Genomic DNA, 17655 nt, shown 5'->3' with positions numbered 1-17655 from the left:
AACACCATGCGATCCATCACCCGTCAGCGCCTGGCCGCCGCCGTCAGCCTGCCCCTGGCCCTCGGCCTCCTCACCGGCTGCGCCGGCGGGGGCTCCGGGAGCGGGGGCGGCGAGGGAGGGGCCCAGACCCTGAGCTTCGCCAACAGCTACCCCGAGGAGCACCCGCACAACCGGTGCGGGGCCACGCTGGTGCAGGAGGCCGTCGCCGACGACGACCTCGAGCTGGAGATCTTCCCGTCCAGCCAGCTCGGCGGGGACACCGACCGCTTCACCTCCGTGATGTCCGGGGACATCGCGCTGGACCTGCAGGGCTCCTCCGGGCTGGCCGCGACCTACGAGCCCATCGGCGTGATGGACATGGCCTACGCCTTCGACGACGTGGACCACCTCTTCTCCTGGTTCGACGAGTCCGAGGCCGCCCAGCAGATGAAGGACGACTTCGAGGCCGAGACGGGGGCGAAGATCCTGGACGTCTGGTACTACGGCGACCGGACCTTCTCCGCGAACTCGCCCATCCGCACGCCCGCGGACCTCGACAACCTGCGCATCCGCTTCCCCGACTCCCCGGTGCACCTGCAGAACGCCGAGGCCCTCGGCGCGGAGCCGGTCGCGGTGGCCTTCGAGGAGATCTACCTGGCACTGCAGCAGGGCACCGTGGACGGCCAGGAGAACCCGGTGCAGCTCACGGCGCAGAACAGCTTCGACGAGGTCCAGGACTACGTCAGCCTCAACCGGCACTCGGTGGGCTCGCAGCTCGTCGTGATGAACGCGGACGCCTGGAACGGGCTGTCCGGGGAGCAGCAGACCGCGCTGACCGAGGCCGTGCGGGACGCCCGGGCCGACAACCTCGAGTGCGCCCAGGCCGAGGAGCAGGAGGTCCTCGACGAGTGGGAGGCCGCCGGCACCCCGGAGGTCATCGAGGACGTCGACGTCGAGGCCTTCCGCACCCGGGCCCAGGACTACTTCCTGAACAACCTCGAGGGCGAGCAGCTCGAGCTCTACCAGGACATCCGCGACTCCGCCGGCCAGGGCTGAGCGTCCGGGGGACCGTGGGGGAGGGGCGCCGGCACGACCGTGCCGGCGTCCCTCGTCCGTGCCGGGGCCGCGGCGGAGTCCGGGACCGGTCACGGTGCTCCTCGTGCGTGCGGGCCCCGCGCCGGGGCCGGACGGGTCGCGGCGTGCCGGTCAGCGGCGCAGCGTGGCGGCCGGGTTCTCGCCGTAGGCCTGCCGGTGGCGGCGCGCGAAGTCCCCGGTGTGGGCCATGCCCCAGCGCCGGGCGATGGCGCGCACGGTGTCGCCCCGGGCCGGGTCCGCGCGCACCAGGTCGTCGTGGGCGGCCACCAGCCGCAGCTCGCGCAGGTACGCGGCCGGGGTGGTCCCCGCGTGGGAGCGGAAGACCCGGGTGAGCTCCACGGTGCTGAGCTCCACGTGCCGGGCCACGTCCTCGACCGTGATGGGCGACGACGCGGCGGCGTGCAGGTACTCGACCGCGCGCCGGTAGGCCGCGTGCTGGGCGGCGGGCGACGCGCGCCGGGGATCCGCCTGCCCGGCCAGGCAGAACGCCTCCAGGGTCGCCACCGACATCCGCCGGCGCAGGTCCGCGCGCAGCAGCGGGAGGGCGGCGACCTCGGGGTCGGCCATGACCTGCTGCGCGAACGCGACGGTGCTCCGCCAGTACCGCTCCCGGGCGGGGGACCGCGGGCGCGGGTCGTGGAAGGACACGTCGAGGTCCTCGTCCCCGTAGACCGTCCGGGCGGTCTCCCGCATCGTGGTGCGGCCGAGGGTGACCGAGTCGACCAGCAGCCGGTCCACCTCGCCGTAGTACTCCTGGCCCGGCTGGAGCATGAACACCCCGAGCCCGGTGCCGGACCGGCCGTCGATCGTCCAGTCCACCCCGCCGGCACGCGGCAGGACGACCGAGAAGACGTCCTCGAGCACCATCCGGCCGGCGATGCTGCCGCGGAAGGTGAGCCGCCCCAGGCTGAGCTCCGCGTCCCCCCGCACCTCCTGGCGGTACAGGAAGGACGAGGGGTCGGCGATCGTGCCCATCCGCGCCCTGGTGTAGACCTGCTGCAGGGCCTCGTTGGCGACCTCCGGGTCGGTGGTCGCCATGTGCAGGTCGATCGGCGTCTCCGGGTGCTGGTCCACGGCGGATCAGCTCCGCAGGGTCGTGGCCGGGGGCTGACCGTACCGCTGCCGGTAGGCGGCGGCGAAGCGGCCCCGGTGGGCGAAGCCCCAGCGCGCGGCGATCGCCTCCACGGTGGCGCCGGTGAAGGGGTCGGCGGCCTGCAGGTCGTGGTGCACCGCGTCCAGCCGGGCGGCGCGCAGGCAGGCGGTGGGGGTGGTGTCCAGCTCCCGGCGGAAGGCCGCCTGGAGCCCGCGCACGCTCATCCCGGCGGCCGCGGCGATCTCGGCCGGGCCGATGTCGGCGTCCACGTGCTCCTCGATGAAGGCCACCGCCCGCCGCACCCCGGCCGGCACGGCACGGGTCTGCCCGGACGGCGCCTCGTCACGGGCGAGGAAGGAGCCCGGAAAGGCGTGCAGCAGGGCGGTGGCCAGGGAGCGGGCCACCTCGGAGCGGAGCAGGGGGCTGCTCATCGCCAGGTCGTCCGGCAGCAGGTCGCGGGCCAGGTGGGAGACCGTCCCCAGCCAGTAGCGGGTCATCGCCGGCGAGACGGGCCGGATCCCGGCGAACGACAGCCGGAAGTTCTCGTCCCCCAGCAGCTGCCGGGCGTGGTCCTGCACCGCGGCCGGGTCCAGGGAGACGGTGATCGCCTCGAGCTCGTCCCACCAGCTGCTGAAGGTGCGCTGGGGGAAGAGGAAGGGCCCGGTGCGGGGAAAGCGGTCGCCGGCGCTGGTGGCGCTCAGCACGCCCGCCGTCACGTGGCAGACCCGCAGCACGTCGGCGCCGTCCGTCCGTCCGGCGCACGAGGAGCCCTTCAGCCGCACGCGCTCGTACCCCACGGGCCCGATGCCGGTCTCGGCCAGGCGCATGTCGAAGCCGCCGTCCGGGGAGCGCCGCACGCCCCGGATGGCGAAGACGTCGTCGAGCACCGCCATGCCCTCCGCGGGGTCGCGGGTGGTGAACACCGACCGGCGCACCTGGGAGTCCATGCTCCGCAGGCTACGCCCGGGCCGGGACGGAGTCGACAGCCGGGGCCCAGATGTCCGCGCCCCGGGCGCCGGCCTCCCCGGCTCCGGCGGCGGCGCGCAGGTCGGTGAGGAAGGCGGTGGCGGCCTCGGACTCGTGCAGGGAGGACCCGTGGAGCACCTGGACCCGGCGCGTCGGCACCGGGCCCTGCAGCGCCCGGACCACGACGTCGGGGTGGGGCCGGACGAGGCCGAGGCGGGGCATCACGCCGATGCCCAGCCCGGCGGCCACCAGTCCCATGGCGGTGTCGACGTCGTTGCACTCCACCCGGTACTGCGGGGTGAAGCCCGCCGCCGAGCACGCCTCCAGCACCCGCCGGCTGCACGCTCCCAGGGGCCACTCGTGGGTCACCCAGGGGAGCTCGGCCAGGTCCGTCAGGGCGATCTCGGGCTCCGCGGCCAGCGGGTGACCGCCGGGGAGCACCACGTCGAACGGGTCGTGGAGCAGGTGGGTCCACGTCACGCCGTCGGCCGGCAGCGGCAGCTCGGACACGGTCAGGGCCAGGTCCACCTCGCCGAGCCCGACCCGCCGGGTGGGGTCGCCGTCGGGCTGCAGCCGCAGCTCCACCCGGACGTCCGGGTGGGTCCGGGTGAGGGCGGCCACGGCGGGCACGACCAGGGAGCGTCCCGCGGTGCTGAAGTACTCCACCCGCAGCCTGGCCCGGAGCCCGCTGCGGTAGTCCGCCAGGGCCTGCTCCGTCCGGCTCAGCTCCTCGAACACCGTGCCGGCGTGCTGGTCCAGCAGCCGCGCGGCGGCCGTGGGGCGGATGCCGCGCCCCACGTGCTCCAGGAGCTGGACGCCGACCTCGCGCTGGAGGAGGGAGATCTGCTGGCTGACGGAGGACGGGGTGTAGCCCAGGGCCTGGGCGGCCCCGCTGACCGAGCCCGTGGCCACGACCGACCGGAGCACCTGCAGTCTGCGCACGTCGAGCACGGGAACCGCCTTCCTCACCGCGCGGCCGGACCGGGGACCGGACCACGAGAACAGATCACGGCAACAGTGTGGGGCATCCGCGGCGCTCAGTCACCGGAGGGGCCGACCGCGGCCCGCGGCGGCACGGGCGCCGTGCTGCGGGCCGCCGGGTCCGGCGGGCCCGCCGGGCGGACGCGGCGCGGGCCCGGGGCGGCCTCGCCCAGCAGCACCAGGCCGGCCCGGAGCGTGCGCAGCCACCCCGTCAGGCCCGGCTCGGGCAGCGCCACGCGCTCTCGCCACGGGACCGACAGGCGTCCGATGGCCGTGTAGACGGCCAGGACGGACAGCACAGCGCTTCCCACGAACAGGATCGAGACCATGACAGATTCCTCTCGGATCGTTCTCCAGGGCCCGGCGGCGACCACGCGGTCCCTGCGGGAACCGGGCTGCGGTGTCGCCACGCCGTCGTGCTTCCCAGTGTGGGAGTCCGCACTGCCAAGGACCAGCAAAGAGTTCTCCACGACCTTTCGGCTGTGCCGAACAGTCCGAGCGGGGCGTCCGAGCCCTTGCCGGTGGGCGGGGGCAGGCGTAGCTTGGTGGCCATGTTCCTGTCCTGATGCCCCGGCCCGCGTCCGCGGCCGGCACCGTCGATCCGGGCCCCAGCGGCCCCGCGCATCCGGTGCCGCACCGGCCCGGTGGGCCCCGCCCCCGCATCGACAGGACCCCACCGTGACCTCCACGGCTTCCACCACCTCCACGGCGTCACCGGCCGCCACCGGTCCCTCGGCGGCGACCGCCGCCCCGCACCGCCGCGTCCACCTGCGCCTGGACGGCATCGGCGTCAGCCACCCCGGCCGCCGGGTCCTCACCGATGTGTCGCTGAGCGTCACCGCCGGTGAGCGCATCGGCCTGATCGGGGAGAACGGCGCCGGCAAGTCCACCCTGCTGCACGTGGCCGCCGGGCTCCTCGTGCCGGACACCGGCACCGTGCACCGCCCCGCCCGCACCCGGCTGCTGCGCCAGGAGCTCGGCCTGCCCGCCACGACCACCCTCGGGCAGGTCGTGGAGCAGGCGGTCGCGGAGGTCCGCGCCCTGGAGCACCGGCTGGGCGAGCTCGCCACCGCGATCGCCGCGGCCCCCGGGGACACCGCCACGGCGGACGCCTACGACGCGGTGCTGCGGGACGCCGAGCGCGAGGGACTGTGGACCCTCGACGCCCGGGTCGAGACGGTCCTGGCCGGGCTCGGCCTCGGCCGGCTGCCGAGGAGCCGGCCGCTCGGGGAGCTCTCCGGCGGCCAGCGCCGCCGGCTCGCGATCGCGGCCCTGCTGCTGTCCCGGCCCACCGCGCTGCTGCTCGACGAGCCGACCAACCACCTCGACGACGACGCCGCCGGCTTCCTGGCCGCCGAGCTGGCCGGCTGGCCGGGTCCGGTGCTCCTGGCCAGCCACGACCGCTGGTTCCTGGAGGAGGTGGCCACCGGCCTGGTCGACCTCGACCCGGCCCTCGGGCCCGACGAGTCCGCCGGGGGAGCACCCCGGCAGGGCACGGCCTGCGCCGGCGGCTACAGCTCCTACCTCGCGCAGCGGGAGCTCGCCCGCCGCCGCTGGGCCGAGCGCTTCACCGCCCAGGACCAGGAGCGGGAGCGGCTGGAGGAGATCGCCGCGGTCTCCGGCCGGGAGATCTTCCACACCACCGCGCCGAAGTCCGAGGGGCGGGTCACCCGGAAGTTCTACAGCGACCGCGCGGCCAAGACGGTCGGCGGCCGGGTGCGCTCGGCCCGCCGGCGCCTGGCCGAGCTCGAGCGCACCGCGGTGGGGCCCCCGCCGCGGCCCCTGCGCTTCGCGGGGTTCGCCCCGGGCGCGGACGTCCCGGCCGATCCCCGTCTGCCGCTGGTGCGCCTGGCCGGGGTGTCGGTCGCGGGACGGCTGGCGCCGACCGACCTCGAGCTGCGCGCCGGGGACCGGGTGCTGGTCGAGGGCCCGAACGGCGCCGGGAAGTCGACGCTGCTCGCCGTGCTGGCCGGGGAGCTGCGCCCCGACGGCGGGGTCGTGGAGCGGCAGGGCTCCGTCGTCGTCGCCCGCCTCGCCCAGGACGACTCCTGGCCGGACCTGGCGTGCCCGGCCGTGGCGGCCTTCCGCTCCCGGCTGCGGGACCCGGACCGCGCCCCGACGCCGGAGGAGCTGGGCCTGCTGCGGGACGGCGAGGCCGCCCGCCCCCTCGGGGAGCTCTCCCCCGGGCAGCGCCGGAGGGTCGCGCTCGCGGCCCTGGTCGCGGAGCCCGCCCCGCTGCTGCTGCTGGACGAGCCCACCAACCACCTGTCGCCGGCCCTGGCCGACGAGCTCGAGCGGGCCCTGGAGGACTACCCGGGCACGGTGGTCCTGGCCACGCACGACCGGTGGGCGCGGCGGCGCTGGCGGGGCCGGGTGCTCCCGGTGCGGCCCGGTCCGTGAACGGCCCGGGCCGCCCTCACGGGGACGGCGTCAGTGCCGGGGCGGCGGTGTCCGCGCGCACGTACGCCTCGATCTCCCGCCCGGCGTCCCCGAACCAGGGGGCCGAGTCCTCGTAGTCGGACCAGCCGTCGGTCAGCACGGCCACGACGTAGTCGTGGCCGCCGAGCGCGACGATCCCCGCGTCGTGCGAGACGTCCTGCAGCAGGCCGGTCTTGTGCGCGAAGCCGACGTCCGGGGAGAAGCCCGAGGACAGCGCGTAGTCGAGGTGCTGCTCCTCGAGGAAGCCCAGGAGCAGCTCGGTCGAGGACCCGGACAGCAGCTCGCCCCGGCGCAGGCGGTCCAGGAACGCGGCGACGTCGGCGGGGGTGGTGGTCATCGCCACGACGTCCTCGGACCCGGTGTCGGGGTCGAACGTGGTCGCCGTGAACCCCTGCTCGTGCGCGAAGTCCCCGACCTCCTGCCACCCGAGCCACCCGCCCAGCGCCGCGCCGGAGGCGTTGTCGGACCAGCTGATCATCACGTCGAGGGCCTGCTCGACCGTGGTCCCCAGCCCCGGCACGGCGTCCTGGAGGGTGATCGTGCCGCGGTCGACCTCGTCGAGGACCGCGTGGGCGAGGAAGAGCTTGTAGAGGCTCGCGCTCGTGAAGGGGCGGTCCTCCTCGCGGGAGACCACCTCCGTGCCCTCGGGGTCCAGCAGCACGACCCCGAGCTCCCCGGGCACCTCCCCGGAGAGCTCCTCGAGGTGCTGCGCCAGCTCCTCGGCGGCGGGGTCGGCCGTGGGGGCGGCCGCCGTCAGGTCGCCGGTCCCGTCCCCGCCGCAGGCGCCGAGCAGGACGGCGAGGAGCAGGGCGAGCCCCGGTGCCGCGGTGCGGCCGGCTCGGCGGTCCCGACGGATCGTGCGCACGGTGCGCCTTTCGTTCCCGGACGGACGACGGACAGGTCCGGGACCGCCCCGGCGGGCGGCTCCGGTCCCGCTGTCGACCGTACCGGCCGCGGCCTGGAATGTCCCTGGACATGTTCCGTCAATCCGGCACCCGTCCCTTGAACCGGTGGGGGAAGAGTGCTTGCCTGTGAGGATCCGCGCGGACGACGTCCGCGCGGGACCACGGAGGAGGCGTCATGGGTGCTGCAGAGCAGAGCCGCTGGCGGAGGCTGCTGGCGATCGGCGTCCTGTCCTTCGCCGCGCTGGGGGTCGCGGGCTGCGACGAGACCGGCTCCGGCGGCGAGGAGGGCACGGAGCAGGAGGCTCCCGCCGAGGGCGAGACCGCGCCCGAGGGCGAGAGCCCCACGGAGGGCGAGGGCCCGGCCGAGCAGGACGACGACGGCTGAGCCGGCGGGTCCCTGGCCGGCGGCGCCGGGGCTGCCCCGCCCGACCCTGATGGACCAGCGCTGGGAGGACGCGGTCTTCCTGCACTGGCGGATCCCCGTGGCCGCGGCGGCGGCCCGGATGCCGCCGGGGGTCCGTGCCGACGTGGTCGACGGCTCCGCCTGGGTGGGGCTCGTCGGCTTCCGCATGCACCGGATCCGGCTCGGAGCCGCGGTGCCCCTGCCGTGGCTCGGCAGCTTCCCCGAGATCAACGTGCGCCTGTACTCCCGCGAGCCGGACGGCACCCGCGGAGTGGTCTTCCTGTCCCTCGACGCCCCGCGGCTCGCGGTGGTCCTCGGCGCCCGGGCCGCCGGCATCCCCTACGTGTGGTCGCGGTGCCGGGCCGTCTTCACGGACGGGGCGGAGCCCGCCCACGGCTACGACGTGCGGCGGTGGCGCGGCGGGGCCGGGTCCTCGTTCGCGGTGCGCGCGGACCGGGACGCCACGGCCGACGACGCGCTGTCGCTGGAGCTCACCGCCCGCTTCGGCCTGCACAGCCGCTCCGGGGGCCGGACCGTGCACGTGCCCATCGAGCACGGACCGTGGCCGCTGCACCCCGCCACGACCACGCACCTCGAGGACGGGCTGGTGGCCGCCGCGGGCCTCGACGTGCACGGCCCGCCCGAGTCGGTGCTGTTCTCGCCCGGCCTCCGGACGCGGATCGGGCGCCCCCGGACGGTGCCGTCCCCCTGAGCCGGCCCCACAAGTGTGGGCAGGCGTGCGGGCGGGCGGAAGGACAGGATGGGACCACCTCCTGCGGGAGCGACCGGGGACCCGGTCGAGGTCGCCGCCGGAGGCGCTCGCCCCCGGGACCGCGCCGCCGGGGGGAGCCGGACGCGAAAGGCCCCGCCGTGACCTCTCCGCTCGTTCCCGAGCTGCCCCAGCTGCCGGAGTTCCCCGGCGGGACGCCCTCCGGGGGGCGCCCCGCCCGCGCGTTCGAGCCGGCCGCCACGGGGGTGCTGCTCCTGCTGCTCGCCCTGACCCTGGTCCTGGCCGTGCTGGTCCGGGCCGTGCCCGCGGGACCCCTGGTGGCGGTGGCGCTGCTGCTGCTCACGGCCGTGGGCGTGCTCGCGGTGACCGCCCGGGAGGCGGGTGCCCTCCTCCCGGCCACGTCCCCGGAGGGCCTCGGCGACGACGAGCCGGAGCCGCCGGGGGCCTACTACTACGACCGGCAGGGCCGCCCGGTGCCCATCGACGACGCGTTCTGAGCCGCCTCCCGTCCCGCCCCGGTGCCCGCCCCGCGGGGCGTCCGTGCCGTGTCCGAATCGTGTCCGTCATCTTCGCGCATGCGTGCCGATGACCGCTGACCTGCGCCTACGTTGGTGACGTCGTACCAGACACGGGGTCCAGGGGCGTTCGGGGGAACGCGCCGCGGGCCGGCACCAGTCGCGAAGCGGTCCTCGCTTCTCCACCGGATGGGACAGAACCATGAGAAGAACCACCAGGGCAGTCACGGCCGCCGCCTTCGCCGCAGGGATCGGCCTCGTCGCGGCCGCACCGGCGCAGGCGATGGAGATCTACGACATCAGCGACGCCACCCGGCTCGCCGAGGGGGCGGCCGTGCAGGGCACGTACACGGTCTCCTGCACCGAGGGGACGAACATCTTCGTCTCCCTCAGCATCACCCAGCGGGTCGCCGACGGGCAGATCGCCAACGGCAGCTACTTCAAGCAGTGGGTCTGCGAGGGCGGCGAGGTGGAGCTGGAGTACCAGGCCGTGGCCTTCAACATGGCCTTCGACGAGGGACCGGCCGTGCTGTCCGGGTTCATCCAGGAGTGCCCGGCGGCGACGCAGGTGTGCGGGCCGGGCACCAACCTGCCGCTGCAGGTCATCGAGATCACCGACTAGCGGGACCGTGCCACGGCCCCGTCCCCGCCCGGGGACGGGGCCGCCGCACGTCCCGGTCCCGGCCGGGAACCCTGCCCGAAAGTCCAGTGACCGGGCGCACCCCCCGACCTATAGTCGAAAGCATCGATCGCACACCGTTCCCCCCACGCCCCCCGCAGCCGCTCGAGGACCGCACCGCGCCCGCCCCCCACGAGGAGACCCTCACGAGGCGGCCGGCGCGGGTCGACGTCGTGAGCGGCCCCGACCCCGCCGTGCGCGGCTACCGCACGGCCTGCCGGGAGCTGCTCGAGAGGGCCGGTCTGTGAGCGCCCCCGCCGTCGAGCTGCGCCGCCCCGAGGGCCGCTGCCACCGCCACCGGGAGACGATCTGGGGCACCGCCGTGACCGTGGACGTCCGCGCCGGGGAGGAGGGTTTGCCCCCGGAGCGCGCCGTGCAGCACGCGCTGGACACGGCCGTGGCCAACATGCGGTGGGTCGACGCCGTCTTCTCCACCTACCGCCCCGACTCGCTCGTGACGGCGCTGCGCTCCGGGCTGCTGGACGAGCGCCGGCTCAGCCGCTGGGACGCCGCCCAGGGCGCCGTGCTGGACGTGCTCCAGCGCTGCCGGGAGGGCCGGGAGCTGACCGGCGGCTGCTTCGACCCGTGGGCCGTGCGCGGGGGCTTCGACCCCTCCGGGTACGTCACGGCCTGGGCCGCGGAGCGGATCGCGGACGACCTGGTCCGCGCCGGGTGCGCGAACGTCTGCGTCGAGGCCGCCGGGGACGTGGTGACCCGCGGCTCCGCCGCGCCCGGCGAGCCCTGGACGGTCGGGATCCGCCACCCCGACGACGCCGGCGCCGTCACATGGACGGTGCTGCCCGGCGACGGCGCGGTCTCGACGTCCGGCACCTACGAGCGTCCCGCGCACATCGTCGACCCGCGCACGGGACGGCCCGCCGCGGGCGCCCGCTCCGCGACGGTCGTCGGCCCCGACGCGCGGCTGGCCGGGGTGCTCGCCACGGCCCTCGTGGTCGCGGGCCGGGACGGCGCCCGCTGGTTCGCCGGGCTCGGCGAATGGTCGGCCTGGGTGGTGGACCCCGCCCCCGCGGGCACGGCCTGGTCGGTGGGCCGGGAGCGGCACCGGAGCGGCTGAGTCCGCGCCCGGCCCCGCCGGTGGCTAGGGTGGAGGCGGTGAGCACCCACCCTGACACCAGTCCGGTCCCCGCCCCCGACGTCCCCCGCACCGGGATGGTCCGGGTCCGGGGAGCCTCCGAGCACAACCTGCGCCGCGTGGACGTGGACGTCCCCCGCGACGCGATCGTCGCCTTCACCGGCGTCTCCGGGTCCGGGAAGTCCTCCCTGGCCTTCGGCACCATCTACGCCGAAGCCCAGCGGCGCTACCTGGAGTCCGTGGCGCCCTACGCCCGGCGCCTCATCCAGCAGGGGCACAACCCCGCGGTCGAGGAGATCACCGGGCTGCCGCCGGCCGTCGCCCTGCAGCAGCGGCGCGGCGCGCCCAGCTCCCGCTCCACGGTGGGCACCCTCACCACCCTCTCCAACTCGATGCGCATGCTTTTCTCCCGGGCCGGCAGCTACCCGGAGTCCGCCGCCGGGAGCCTCGACTCGGACGCCTTCTCGCCCAACACCGCCGCCGGGGCGTGCCCCGAGTGCTCGGGCCTGGGCACCGTGCACGACGTCACCGAGTCCTCCCTGGTCCCGGACCCGGCGCTCAGCATCCGGGACGGCGCGATCGCCGCGTGGCCCGGGGCGTGGCAGGGCAAGAACCTGCGCGACATCCTGAGCCACCTCGGCCACGACGTCGACGTGCCCTGGCGCGAGCTGTCCCGGGAGGAGCGCGACTGGATCCTGTTCACCGAGGAGCAGCCGGTCGTGGAGATCACCCCGCAGCGGGACCGGGTGGCGAAGCCCTACAAGGGCCGGTTCTGGAGCGCCCGCAGCTACGTCCTGCACACCCTGGCGGACTCCGCGAGCCAGCAGATGCGCGAGCGCGTCCTGCAGTACGTGGTCACCGGCCCCTGCCCCGCCTGCGCCGGCAGCGGCCTGCGCCCCGAGGCGCTCGCCGTGACCTTCGCGGGGCGCAGCATCGCCGAGCTCAACGCCGCGTCCCTGGGCGAACTGGCCGAGGTGGTCCGGCCCACGGCGGCCCTGGAGCACGCCGGCACCGCCTCCCGCGCCCCGTCCTCCGGGGAGCGCAGCGAGGCCGCGGTGACCATCACCAAGGACCTGCTCGCGCGGCTGCAGGTGCTGCTGGACCTGGGCCTGGGCTACCTGAGCCTGGACCGGGCCACGCCCACGCTCTCCCCCGGGGAGATGCAGCGGCTGCGGATCGCCACCCAGCTGCGCTCGGGGCTCTTCGGCGTGGTCTACGTCCTCGACGAGCCCTCGGCGGGCCTGCACCCGGCCGACGCCGAGCCGCTGCTGGCCGTGCTCGAGGAGCTGAAGGCCTCCGGGAACTCGGTGTTCGTGGTGGAGCACGACATGGCCGTGGTGCGGCGCGCCGACTGGATCGTGGACGTGGGACCCCAGGCCGGGGACCGCGGCGGCGCGGTGCTCTACAGCGGGCCCGTGGCCGGCCTGGCCGAGGTGGCGGAGTCCGCCACGCGCCCGTTCCTGTTCCCCGCCACCTCCCCGGAGGGCTCCGCCGGCGGCCCGCAGGGCGGCTCCCCGGACGGTGCCACCGGCGGCTCCCCGGGCGCGCCCGCGGACGGTCCCCGGGAGGGCGGACCGGCGGCCCGGACGCCCCGGACGGCCGGACGGACGCTGCGGCTGCGCGGGGTCACCCGCCACAACCTGGTGGACCTCGACGCGGAGATCCCCCTGGGGGTGCTCACCGCCGTCACCGGGGTCTCCGGCTCGGGCAAGTCCACGCTGGTCAGCCAGGTCCTGGCCGAGACGGTCGGCCGGCACGTGCACGGCGGTGCGGCGCCCGCCGATCCCGAGGACGCCCCCGGCAGCGCGCCGGCGGCCGGGACCCGGGTGGGCGCGGTCGAGGGCCTCGAGCACCTGGACCGGCTCATCCGCGTGGACCAGCGGCCCATCGGGCGGACCCCGCGCTCCAACCTGGCGACCTACACGGGGCTCTTCGACGCGGTCCGCAAGCTCTACGCGGCCACCGACGAGGCGCGGGCCCGCGGCTACGGGGCCGGGCGCTTCTCGTTCAACGTGACCGGCGGCCGGTGCGAGACCTGCCAGGGCGAGGGCTTCCTCGCCGTGGAGCTGCTGTTCCTGCCCGGCACCTACGGGCCCTGCCCCGACTGCGGCGGCGCCCGCTACAACCCGGAGACGCTGGAGGTGACGCACCGGGGCCGGAGCATCGCGGACGTGCTGGGGATGCGCGTGGAGACCGCGGCGGAGTTCCTCGCCGACGTCCCGGCGGCCGCGCGCAGCCTGCGCACGCTGCTCGACGTGGGGCTCGGCTACCTCCGGCTGGGCCAGCCCGCCACCGAGCTCTCGGGCGGGGAGGCGCAGCGGATCAAGCTGGCCACCGAGCTGCAGCGGGCCCGGCGCGGCCACACCCTCTACCTGCTGGACGAGCCGACCACCGGACTGCACCCGCAGGACGTGCAGCTGCTGCTGGGCCAGCTCGACCGCCTGGTGGACGCCGGCAACACCGTGGTGGTGGTGGAGCACGCCATGGACGTGGTCGCGGCGTCGGACTGGGTGCTCGACATGGGTCCGTCCGGCGGCGAGGCCGGCGGACGGATCGTGTGCGCCGGCACCCCGGCGGACGTGGCCGGCTGCTCCCGCAGCCGCACGGCCCCGTACCTGTCCGCAGCCCTGCCCTGACCCGTCCGGCCCCTCCTTCCCCCGTCCGCGAGATGGCGGCTGTCGGCCATCGGGCACGGCTGCGTCGCCGTCAGCTGCGACCTCGGCGCGGGGGGCGCGGGAGGGGCCCCGGAACGGCGCAGCCCCCGCGCGCCGGACGGCGGGCGGGGGCTGCGGGACGGCCGGAAATCAGTTCTGCTGGTCCTGCTCGCCGGTGCCGAGGAAGTCCCCGGCCTTCTCCTGACCCTGGTCCACCTGGCTCTCGTACTTGTTGCCGGTGCGCTCGTCGACGGCGTCGCCGCCCCGGTCGATGCCCTCCTGCACCTTGTCCGGGTGCTGGTCCGCGAAATCCTTCGCCTTGTCCGCGAATCCTCCGATGTCCACCATGTCCGTGTCCTCTCGTCGAGCGGTTCCGGTGGGCGCCGCCCACCGGAGCTGTTCCTCCATCCTGGTCCCCGGACGGGGGATCTGGCCACCCCCGCGCCGAGACTGCGGCTGACGGCGACGCAGCCGTGCCCGGTCGCCGTGAGCCGCAACCTCGCGGGTCAAGGGCGGTGCAGTGCCTCGTGGAGCTCCCGCACGGCCGGGGCCAGGTCGGGGCACGGGCCGTCCACCGGAACGCCCGGGGCCACCTGGGAGATCGGCAGGGGCGCGACGGGGGCGGGAGGGACGCCGAGCTCGTGCAGCCACCGGGCGAGCTGCGCCGAGGAGGAGGCGTGCACGATGCGGCCCAGCCCCACCCAGGCGTGGGCGGCCGAGCACATGGGGCAGTGCTCGCCCGAGGTGTAGACGGTGGCCACGGAGCGCTGCTCCGGGCTCAGGTGGGCGGCCGCCCAGCGGGCGATCTCGAACTCGGGGTGCCGGGTCGCGTCCCCGCCGGCCACCCGGTTGCGGTCCTCGAACAGCACCTCCCCCCGGGCCGAGACGAGGACCGAGCCGAACGGCTCGTCCCCGGCGTCGAGGGCCTCGCGGGCCAGCTCCACGCAGCGTCGCAGGTGTCCGCGGTCGGTCTCCGAGATGCCCATGGGCCCACCCTACGGGCCGGAGCGCCGGCCCGCGCCGCCCGGACCGGGACGTTGTGCGGATCCCGCCGGCCCGGCGCGGGCCCCGCACGTCAGCCGTGCTCGGGTCCGCCGTCCGGGACGTCGACGACCCCCTCGAGCACCTCCACCACCACGGAGCGGGCCCGGGCCTCGGCCCCGTCCCCGTCCCCGGCGGCGACGGCGGCCGCCGTGGCCTCGTGGTCCTCGAGCGCGCCGGGGTCCGGACGGCGGGGCATGAGCCCCAGGGCCGTGCGGCCGGACAGCACCTCGGCCACCGCGTCCTGCAGGGCGGAGAGCATGGGATTGCCGCTGGCCTCCAGCAGCAGCGCGTGGTAGGCCGTGTCGACCTCCAGGTACTCGGGGTCCGTGCCGCGGTGGGCCTCGCCGAGCTCCCGCAGCCGGGCGGCCAGCTCCACCAGGCGCCGCCGGGTGGGCCCGTCGGCCCGGGCCGCGGCCAGGCGGGCGGCCACGGGCTCGATCGCGGCCCGCAGCTCCGTGAGACTGCGCAGCTGCTCGTCCCGCCCCGGACCCGCGAGCCGCCACCGGATCACCCGGGGGTCGAACGGGTTCCAGTCCCGCGGCGGCCGCACCGTGATGCCCACCCGCCGCCGCGACTCCACCATCCCCATGGACTCGAGCACGCGCACCACCTCCCGCACGAGCGTGCGGGAGACCCCGAACTCCTCCTCCAGCCCGGCGAGGGTGAGCACCGTGCCGGGGGCACGCGAGCCCGAGGCGATGCTCCCGCCGAGCCGGTCGAGCACCCCGGCGTGCTGCTCCACTCCGTGCATCCCCGCCTCCGCTCTTCCTGTGTGACGCACATCCCGTCAACGGGTTGCCAAAAGTATTATTTTTCTGCCAGCCTAGCGCGTGTCGTGGATCACGACGAGCCCCGCGCCCGCTCCCGGGCCCAACACCATCGGAGACCCTCAGTGGAAGACTGGACACAGACACTCGGCACCGCGCCGCTGCTCGGCATCGCAGCGGCCGCGATCGCGCTGATCCTGATCCTGGTGATCAAGTTCAAGCTGCACGCCTTCCTCACCCTCATCCTCGTGGCGCTGCTGACGGCGTTCGTCACCGGCATCCCCACGGGCCTGATCGTGGAGACCGCCGTCACCGCCTTCGGCGGCACGCTCGGCTCGGTGGCCCTGCTCATCGGCCTGGGCGCCATGCTCGGCAAGCTCGTGGAGCACAGCGGCGGCGCCCGGGCGCTCGCCGACAAGCTCGTGGACGTCTTCGGCGAGAAGCGCGCGCCCTTCGGCCTCGGCGTCGCCTCCCTGATCATGGGCTTCCCGATCTTCTTCGACGCCGGCCTCGTGGTCATGCTGCCGATCATCTTCGCGGTCGCCCGCCGGGTGAGCGGCAACAACGTGCTCCTCTACGGCATCCCCGCCGCGGGTGCGTTCTCGGTCATGCACGTCTTCGTGCCGCCGCACCCCGGGCCCGTGGCCGCCACCGAGCTCTACGGCGCCGACCTCGGCATGGTCCTGCTCATCGGCCTGCTGCTGGCCTTCCCGCTCTGGTACGTCTCCGCGTACCTGTGGGGCAAGCGCGTGGGCACCAAGTACGTCCTGCCCGTCCCGGGCTTCTTCGGGGACGTGGACCAGGACCAGCCCACCAACCCGCCGCGGGTCGGCACCATCATCGCCCTGCTGCTGCTGCCCCTCGTGCTGATCTTCATGAACACCGGCCTGGACTTCCTGCGCGCCGCCGGCACCGTCTCCGAGGACGCCGAGTGGTTCCAGGTGCTCTCCGCCCTCGGCGAGTCCCCGGTCGCCCTGCTGATCTCGGTCCTGGTGGCCCTGTTCGTGCTGGGCACCCGCCGCGGCGAGCACGGCACCGCCCTGGAGAAGGTCATCGACTCCTCCCTGGGCCCGGTCGCCTCCGTCATCCTCATCACCGGCGCCGGCGGCATGTTCGGCGGCATCCTGCGCGCCTCCGGCATCGGCGACGCCCTCGCGTCCTCGCTGGACGGCATCGGGCTGCCCGTGATCTTCGCGGCCTACATCATCGCCGTGGTGCTGCGCCTGGCCCAGGGCTCGGCCACGGTGGCCCTCGTCACCGCCGCCGGCCTGATGGCCCCGGCCGTGGCCGCGGGCGGCTTCAACTCCGTGGAGGTCGCGGCCGTGGTCCTGGCCACCGCCGCCGGCTCCGTCTTCGCGGGGCACGTCAACGACTCCGGGTTCTGGCTCGTGGGCCGGCTCATGGGCATGGACGTGAAGACCACGCTGAAGACGTGGACGGTCCAGCAGGCCCTCGAGTCCGTCGTGGGCTTCGCCGTGGTCCTCGTCATCTTCTACATCGCCTGAGGTCCCGGTGCGCAACGTCTTCGACATCACCGGCCGGCTCGCCCTCGTCACCGGGTCCTCCCGGGGACTGGGGCGGGCCCTGGCCACGGGCCTCGCCGAGGCCGGCGCCCGCGTGGTCCTGCACGGGCGCGACGCCGGCGCGCTCGCCCGGGTGCGCGACGAGATCGCCGCCGCCACGGGCACCGACCCGGCCACGGCGGCCTTCGACCTCACCGACGCCGGGGCCGTGCGCTCCGGGATCGACGCGGTCCTGGCCGAGCACGGCGTGCCGGACATCCTGGTGAACAACGCCGGGATCCAGCGCCGTGCGCCCTTCGCGGAGTTCGCGGCCCAGGACTGGGAGGACATCGTCGCGGCGAACCTCTCGAGCGTGTTCCACGTGTCCCGGGCCGTGGCCCCGGGGATGCAGGAGCGCGGCTCGGGCAAGATCGTCAACATCGGCTCCGTGCAGTCGGTGCTCGCCCGGCAGACCATCGCCCCGTACTCGGCCACGAAGGGCGGGGTGGTCATGCTCACCAAGGGCATGGCCGCGGACCTCGCCCGGCACAACATCCAGGTCAACGCGATCTCGCCCGGCTACTTCGCCACCGAGATGAACCGGGCGCTGGTCGAGGACGAGGCCTTCGACCGCTGGGTGGTCGAGCGCACCCCGGCCCGGCGCTGGGGACAGGTCGAGGAGCTCGTGGGGACGCTGGTCTACCTCTGCTCGGACGCCTCCAGCTTCGTCTCGGGGCACAACGTCCTGGTCGACGGCGGCATGACCTCCGTCCTCTGACCCGGACCCGCAGCACCACCACGCCCGGCACG

The 17655-nt window shown here is 75.5% G+C and carries 18 protein-coding genes; 10 read left to right on the top strand and 8 right to left on the bottom strand.

The annotated features are described in order from the left end of the window. Positions 1-6 precede the first annotated feature (6 nt). Positions 7-1035, top strand: a complete 1029-nt coding sequence (locus tag QYM41_RS13850; protein ID WP_368800358.1) for a DctP family TRAP transporter solute-binding subunit — start codon at positions 7-9, stop codon at positions 1033-1035. 150 nt (positions 1036-1185) lie between these two features. Here QYM41_RS13850 and QYM41_RS13845 read toward each other — a convergent pair whose 3' ends face one another. The 4 genes from QYM41_RS13845 to QYM41_RS13830 all read right to left on the bottom strand — a co-directional run bounded on the left by QYM41_RS13845 (position 1186) and on the right by QYM41_RS13830 (position 4443). After that, positions 1186-2148 (bottom strand): helix-turn-helix transcriptional regulator, encoded by a 963-nt coding sequence (locus tag QYM41_RS13845; protein ID WP_368800357.1) that lies wholly within the window; start codon positions 2146-2148, stop codon positions 1186-1188. Between the two features lie 6 nt (positions 2149-2154). Further along, positions 2155-3114 carry an AraC family transcriptional regulator gene (locus QYM41_RS13840; RefSeq protein ID WP_368800356.1) on the bottom strand — a complete coding sequence of 320 codons (960 nt, stop codon included), beginning with the start codon at positions 3112-3114 and terminating at the stop codon, positions 2155-2157. Positions 3115-3124: 10 nt separating this feature from the next. Continuing rightward, the gene (locus tag QYM41_RS13835; protein WP_368800355.1) at positions 3125-4075 is read right to left on the bottom strand and encodes a LysR family transcriptional regulator; all 951 of its coding nucleotides are present in this window, start codon (positions 4073-4075) and stop codon (positions 3125-3127) included. Between the two features lie 95 nt (positions 4076-4170). Then, positions 4171-4443: a hypothetical protein gene (locus QYM41_RS13830; RefSeq protein ID WP_368800354.1), complete on the bottom strand. Its 273-nt coding sequence runs from the start codon at positions 4441-4443 to the stop codon at positions 4171-4173. A 349-nt stretch (positions 4444-4792) separates the two neighbouring features. Between QYM41_RS13830 and QYM41_RS13825 the strand changes: the two genes are divergently transcribed. After that, positions 4793-6514 (top strand): ABC-F family ATP-binding cassette domain-containing protein, encoded by a 1722-nt coding sequence (locus QYM41_RS13825; RefSeq protein WP_368800353.1) that lies wholly within the window; start codon positions 4793-4795, stop codon positions 6512-6514. 16 nt (positions 6515-6530) lie between these two features. Here QYM41_RS13825 and QYM41_RS13820 read toward each other — a convergent pair whose 3' ends face one another. Continuing rightward, on the bottom strand, positions 6531-7418 hold the full coding sequence (locus QYM41_RS13820) for a serine hydrolase (protein ID WP_368800352.1): 888 nt from the start codon (positions 7416-7418) through the stop codon (positions 6531-6533). Positions 7419-7633: 215 nt separating this feature from the next. On the opposite strand from QYM41_RS13820, the gene QYM41_RS13815 reads away from it, so the two are divergent. The 6 genes from QYM41_RS13815 to QYM41_RS13790 all read left to right on the top strand — a co-directional run bounded on the left by QYM41_RS13815 (position 7634) and on the right by QYM41_RS13790 (position 13514). Next, positions 7634-7843 carry a hypothetical protein gene (locus QYM41_RS13815; protein ID WP_368800351.1) on the top strand — a complete coding sequence of 70 codons (210 nt, stop codon included), beginning with the start codon at positions 7634-7636 and terminating at the stop codon, positions 7841-7843. Between the two features lie 49 nt (positions 7844-7892). Continuing rightward, positions 7893-8573, top strand: coding sequence for a YqjF family protein (locus QYM41_RS13810; RefSeq protein WP_368800350.1), 681 nt, complete (start codon positions 7893-7895; stop codon positions 8571-8573). A gap of 158 nt (positions 8574-8731) precedes the next feature. Continuing rightward, positions 8732-9088, top strand: coding sequence for a hypothetical protein (locus QYM41_RS13805; RefSeq protein WP_368800349.1), 357 nt, complete (start codon positions 8732-8734; stop codon positions 9086-9088). Positions 9089-9308: 220 nt separating this feature from the next. Beyond that, positions 9309-9728: a hypothetical protein gene (locus tag QYM41_RS13800; RefSeq protein ID WP_368800348.1), complete on the top strand. Its 420-nt coding sequence runs from the start codon at positions 9309-9311 to the stop codon at positions 9726-9728. 301 nt (positions 9729-10029) lie between these two features. Beyond that, a complete protein-coding gene (locus QYM41_RS13795) occupies positions 10030-10860 on the top strand; it encodes an FAD:protein FMN transferase (RefSeq protein WP_368800347.1) in 831 nt (276 codons plus the stop codon). A gap of 95 nt (positions 10861-10955) precedes the next feature. Beyond that, complete coding sequence (locus QYM41_RS13790) at positions 10956-13514, top strand: excinuclease ABC subunit UvrA (RefSeq protein ID WP_368800379.1); 2559 nt, start codon at positions 10956-10958, stop codon at positions 13512-13514. Positions 13515-13682: 168 nt separating this feature from the next. On the opposite strand, the gene QYM41_RS13785 is transcribed toward QYM41_RS13790, so the two are convergent. The 3 genes from QYM41_RS13785 to QYM41_RS13775 all read right to left on the bottom strand — a co-directional run bounded on the left by QYM41_RS13785 (position 13683) and on the right by QYM41_RS13775 (position 15327). Then, positions 13683-13880: an antitoxin gene (locus tag QYM41_RS13785; protein WP_368800346.1), complete on the bottom strand. Its 198-nt coding sequence runs from the start codon at positions 13878-13880 to the stop codon at positions 13683-13685. Between the two features lie 158 nt (positions 13881-14038). Beyond that, positions 14039-14518 carry a nucleoside deaminase gene (locus QYM41_RS13780; protein ID WP_368800345.1) on the bottom strand — a complete coding sequence of 160 codons (480 nt, stop codon included), beginning with the start codon at positions 14516-14518 and terminating at the stop codon, positions 14039-14041. A gap of 89 nt (positions 14519-14607) precedes the next feature. Further along, entirely contained in the window at positions 14608-15327 is a 720-nt protein-coding gene (locus tag QYM41_RS13775) for a FadR/GntR family transcriptional regulator (protein WP_368800344.1), read from the bottom strand. 141 nt (positions 15328-15468) lie between these two features. Between QYM41_RS13775 and QYM41_RS13770 the strand changes: the two genes are divergently transcribed. Both QYM41_RS13770 and QYM41_RS13765 read left to right on the top strand, forming a co-directional pair. Next, complete coding sequence (locus QYM41_RS13770; RefSeq protein ID WP_368800343.1) at positions 15469-16848, top strand: GntP family permease; 1380 nt, start codon at positions 15469-15471, stop codon at positions 16846-16848. 7 nt (positions 16849-16855) lie between these two features. Next, positions 16856-17623, top strand: a complete 768-nt coding sequence (locus QYM41_RS13765; protein WP_368800342.1) for an SDR family oxidoreductase — start codon at positions 16856-16858, stop codon at positions 17621-17623. The last annotated feature ends 32 nt before the right edge of the window (positions 17624-17655 follow it).

Source organism: Kocuria oxytropis (assembly GCF_040981195.1).
Lineage (GTDB): Bacteria > Actinomycetota > Actinomycetes > Actinomycetales > Micrococcaceae > Kocuria > Kocuria oxytropis.
Note: the sequence above shows the minus strand (reverse complement) of the source record. Positions and strands in the feature narration are given on the sequence as shown.

What these genes read in the sequence shown, in the direction of transcription:
- QYM41_RS13810 (WP_368800350.1), top strand. Translation starts at nt 7,893, where the DNA reads ATGGACCAGCGCTGGGAGGACGCGGTCTTCCTGCACTGGCGGATCCCC.
- QYM41_RS13815 (WP_368800351.1), top strand. Translation starts at nt 7,634, where the DNA reads ATGGGTGCTGCAGAGCAGAGCCGCTGGCGGAGGCTGCTGGCGATCGGC.
- QYM41_RS13785 (WP_368800346.1), bottom strand. Translation starts at nt 13,880, where the DNA reads ATGGTGGACATCGGAGGATTCGCGGACAAGGCGAAGGATTTCGCGGAC.
- QYM41_RS13840 (WP_368800356.1), bottom strand. Translation starts at nt 3,114, where the DNA reads ATGGACTCCCAGGTGCGCCGGTCGGTGTTCACCACCCGCGACCCCGCG.
- QYM41_RS13775 (WP_368800344.1), bottom strand. Translation starts at nt 15,327, where the DNA reads ATGCACGGAGTGGAGCAGCACGCCGGGGTGCTCGACCGGCTCGGCGGG.
- QYM41_RS13790 (WP_368800379.1), top strand. Translation starts at nt 10,956, where the DNA reads ATGGTCCGGGTCCGGGGAGCCTCCGAGCACAACCTGCGCCGCGTGGAC.
- QYM41_RS13850 (WP_368800358.1), top strand. Translation starts at nt 7, where the DNA reads ATGCGATCCATCACCCGTCAGCGCCTGGCCGCCGCCGTCAGCCTGCCC.
- QYM41_RS13800 (WP_368800348.1), top strand. Translation starts at nt 9,309, where the DNA reads ATGAGAAGAACCACCAGGGCAGTCACGGCCGCCGCCTTCGCCGCAGGG.
- QYM41_RS13780 (WP_368800345.1), bottom strand. Translation starts at nt 14,518, where the DNA reads ATGGGCATCTCGGAGACCGACCGCGGACACCTGCGACGCTGCGTGGAG.
- QYM41_RS13830 (WP_368800354.1), bottom strand. Translation starts at nt 4,443, where the DNA reads ATGGTCTCGATCCTGTTCGTGGGAAGCGCTGTGCTGTCCGTCCTGGCC.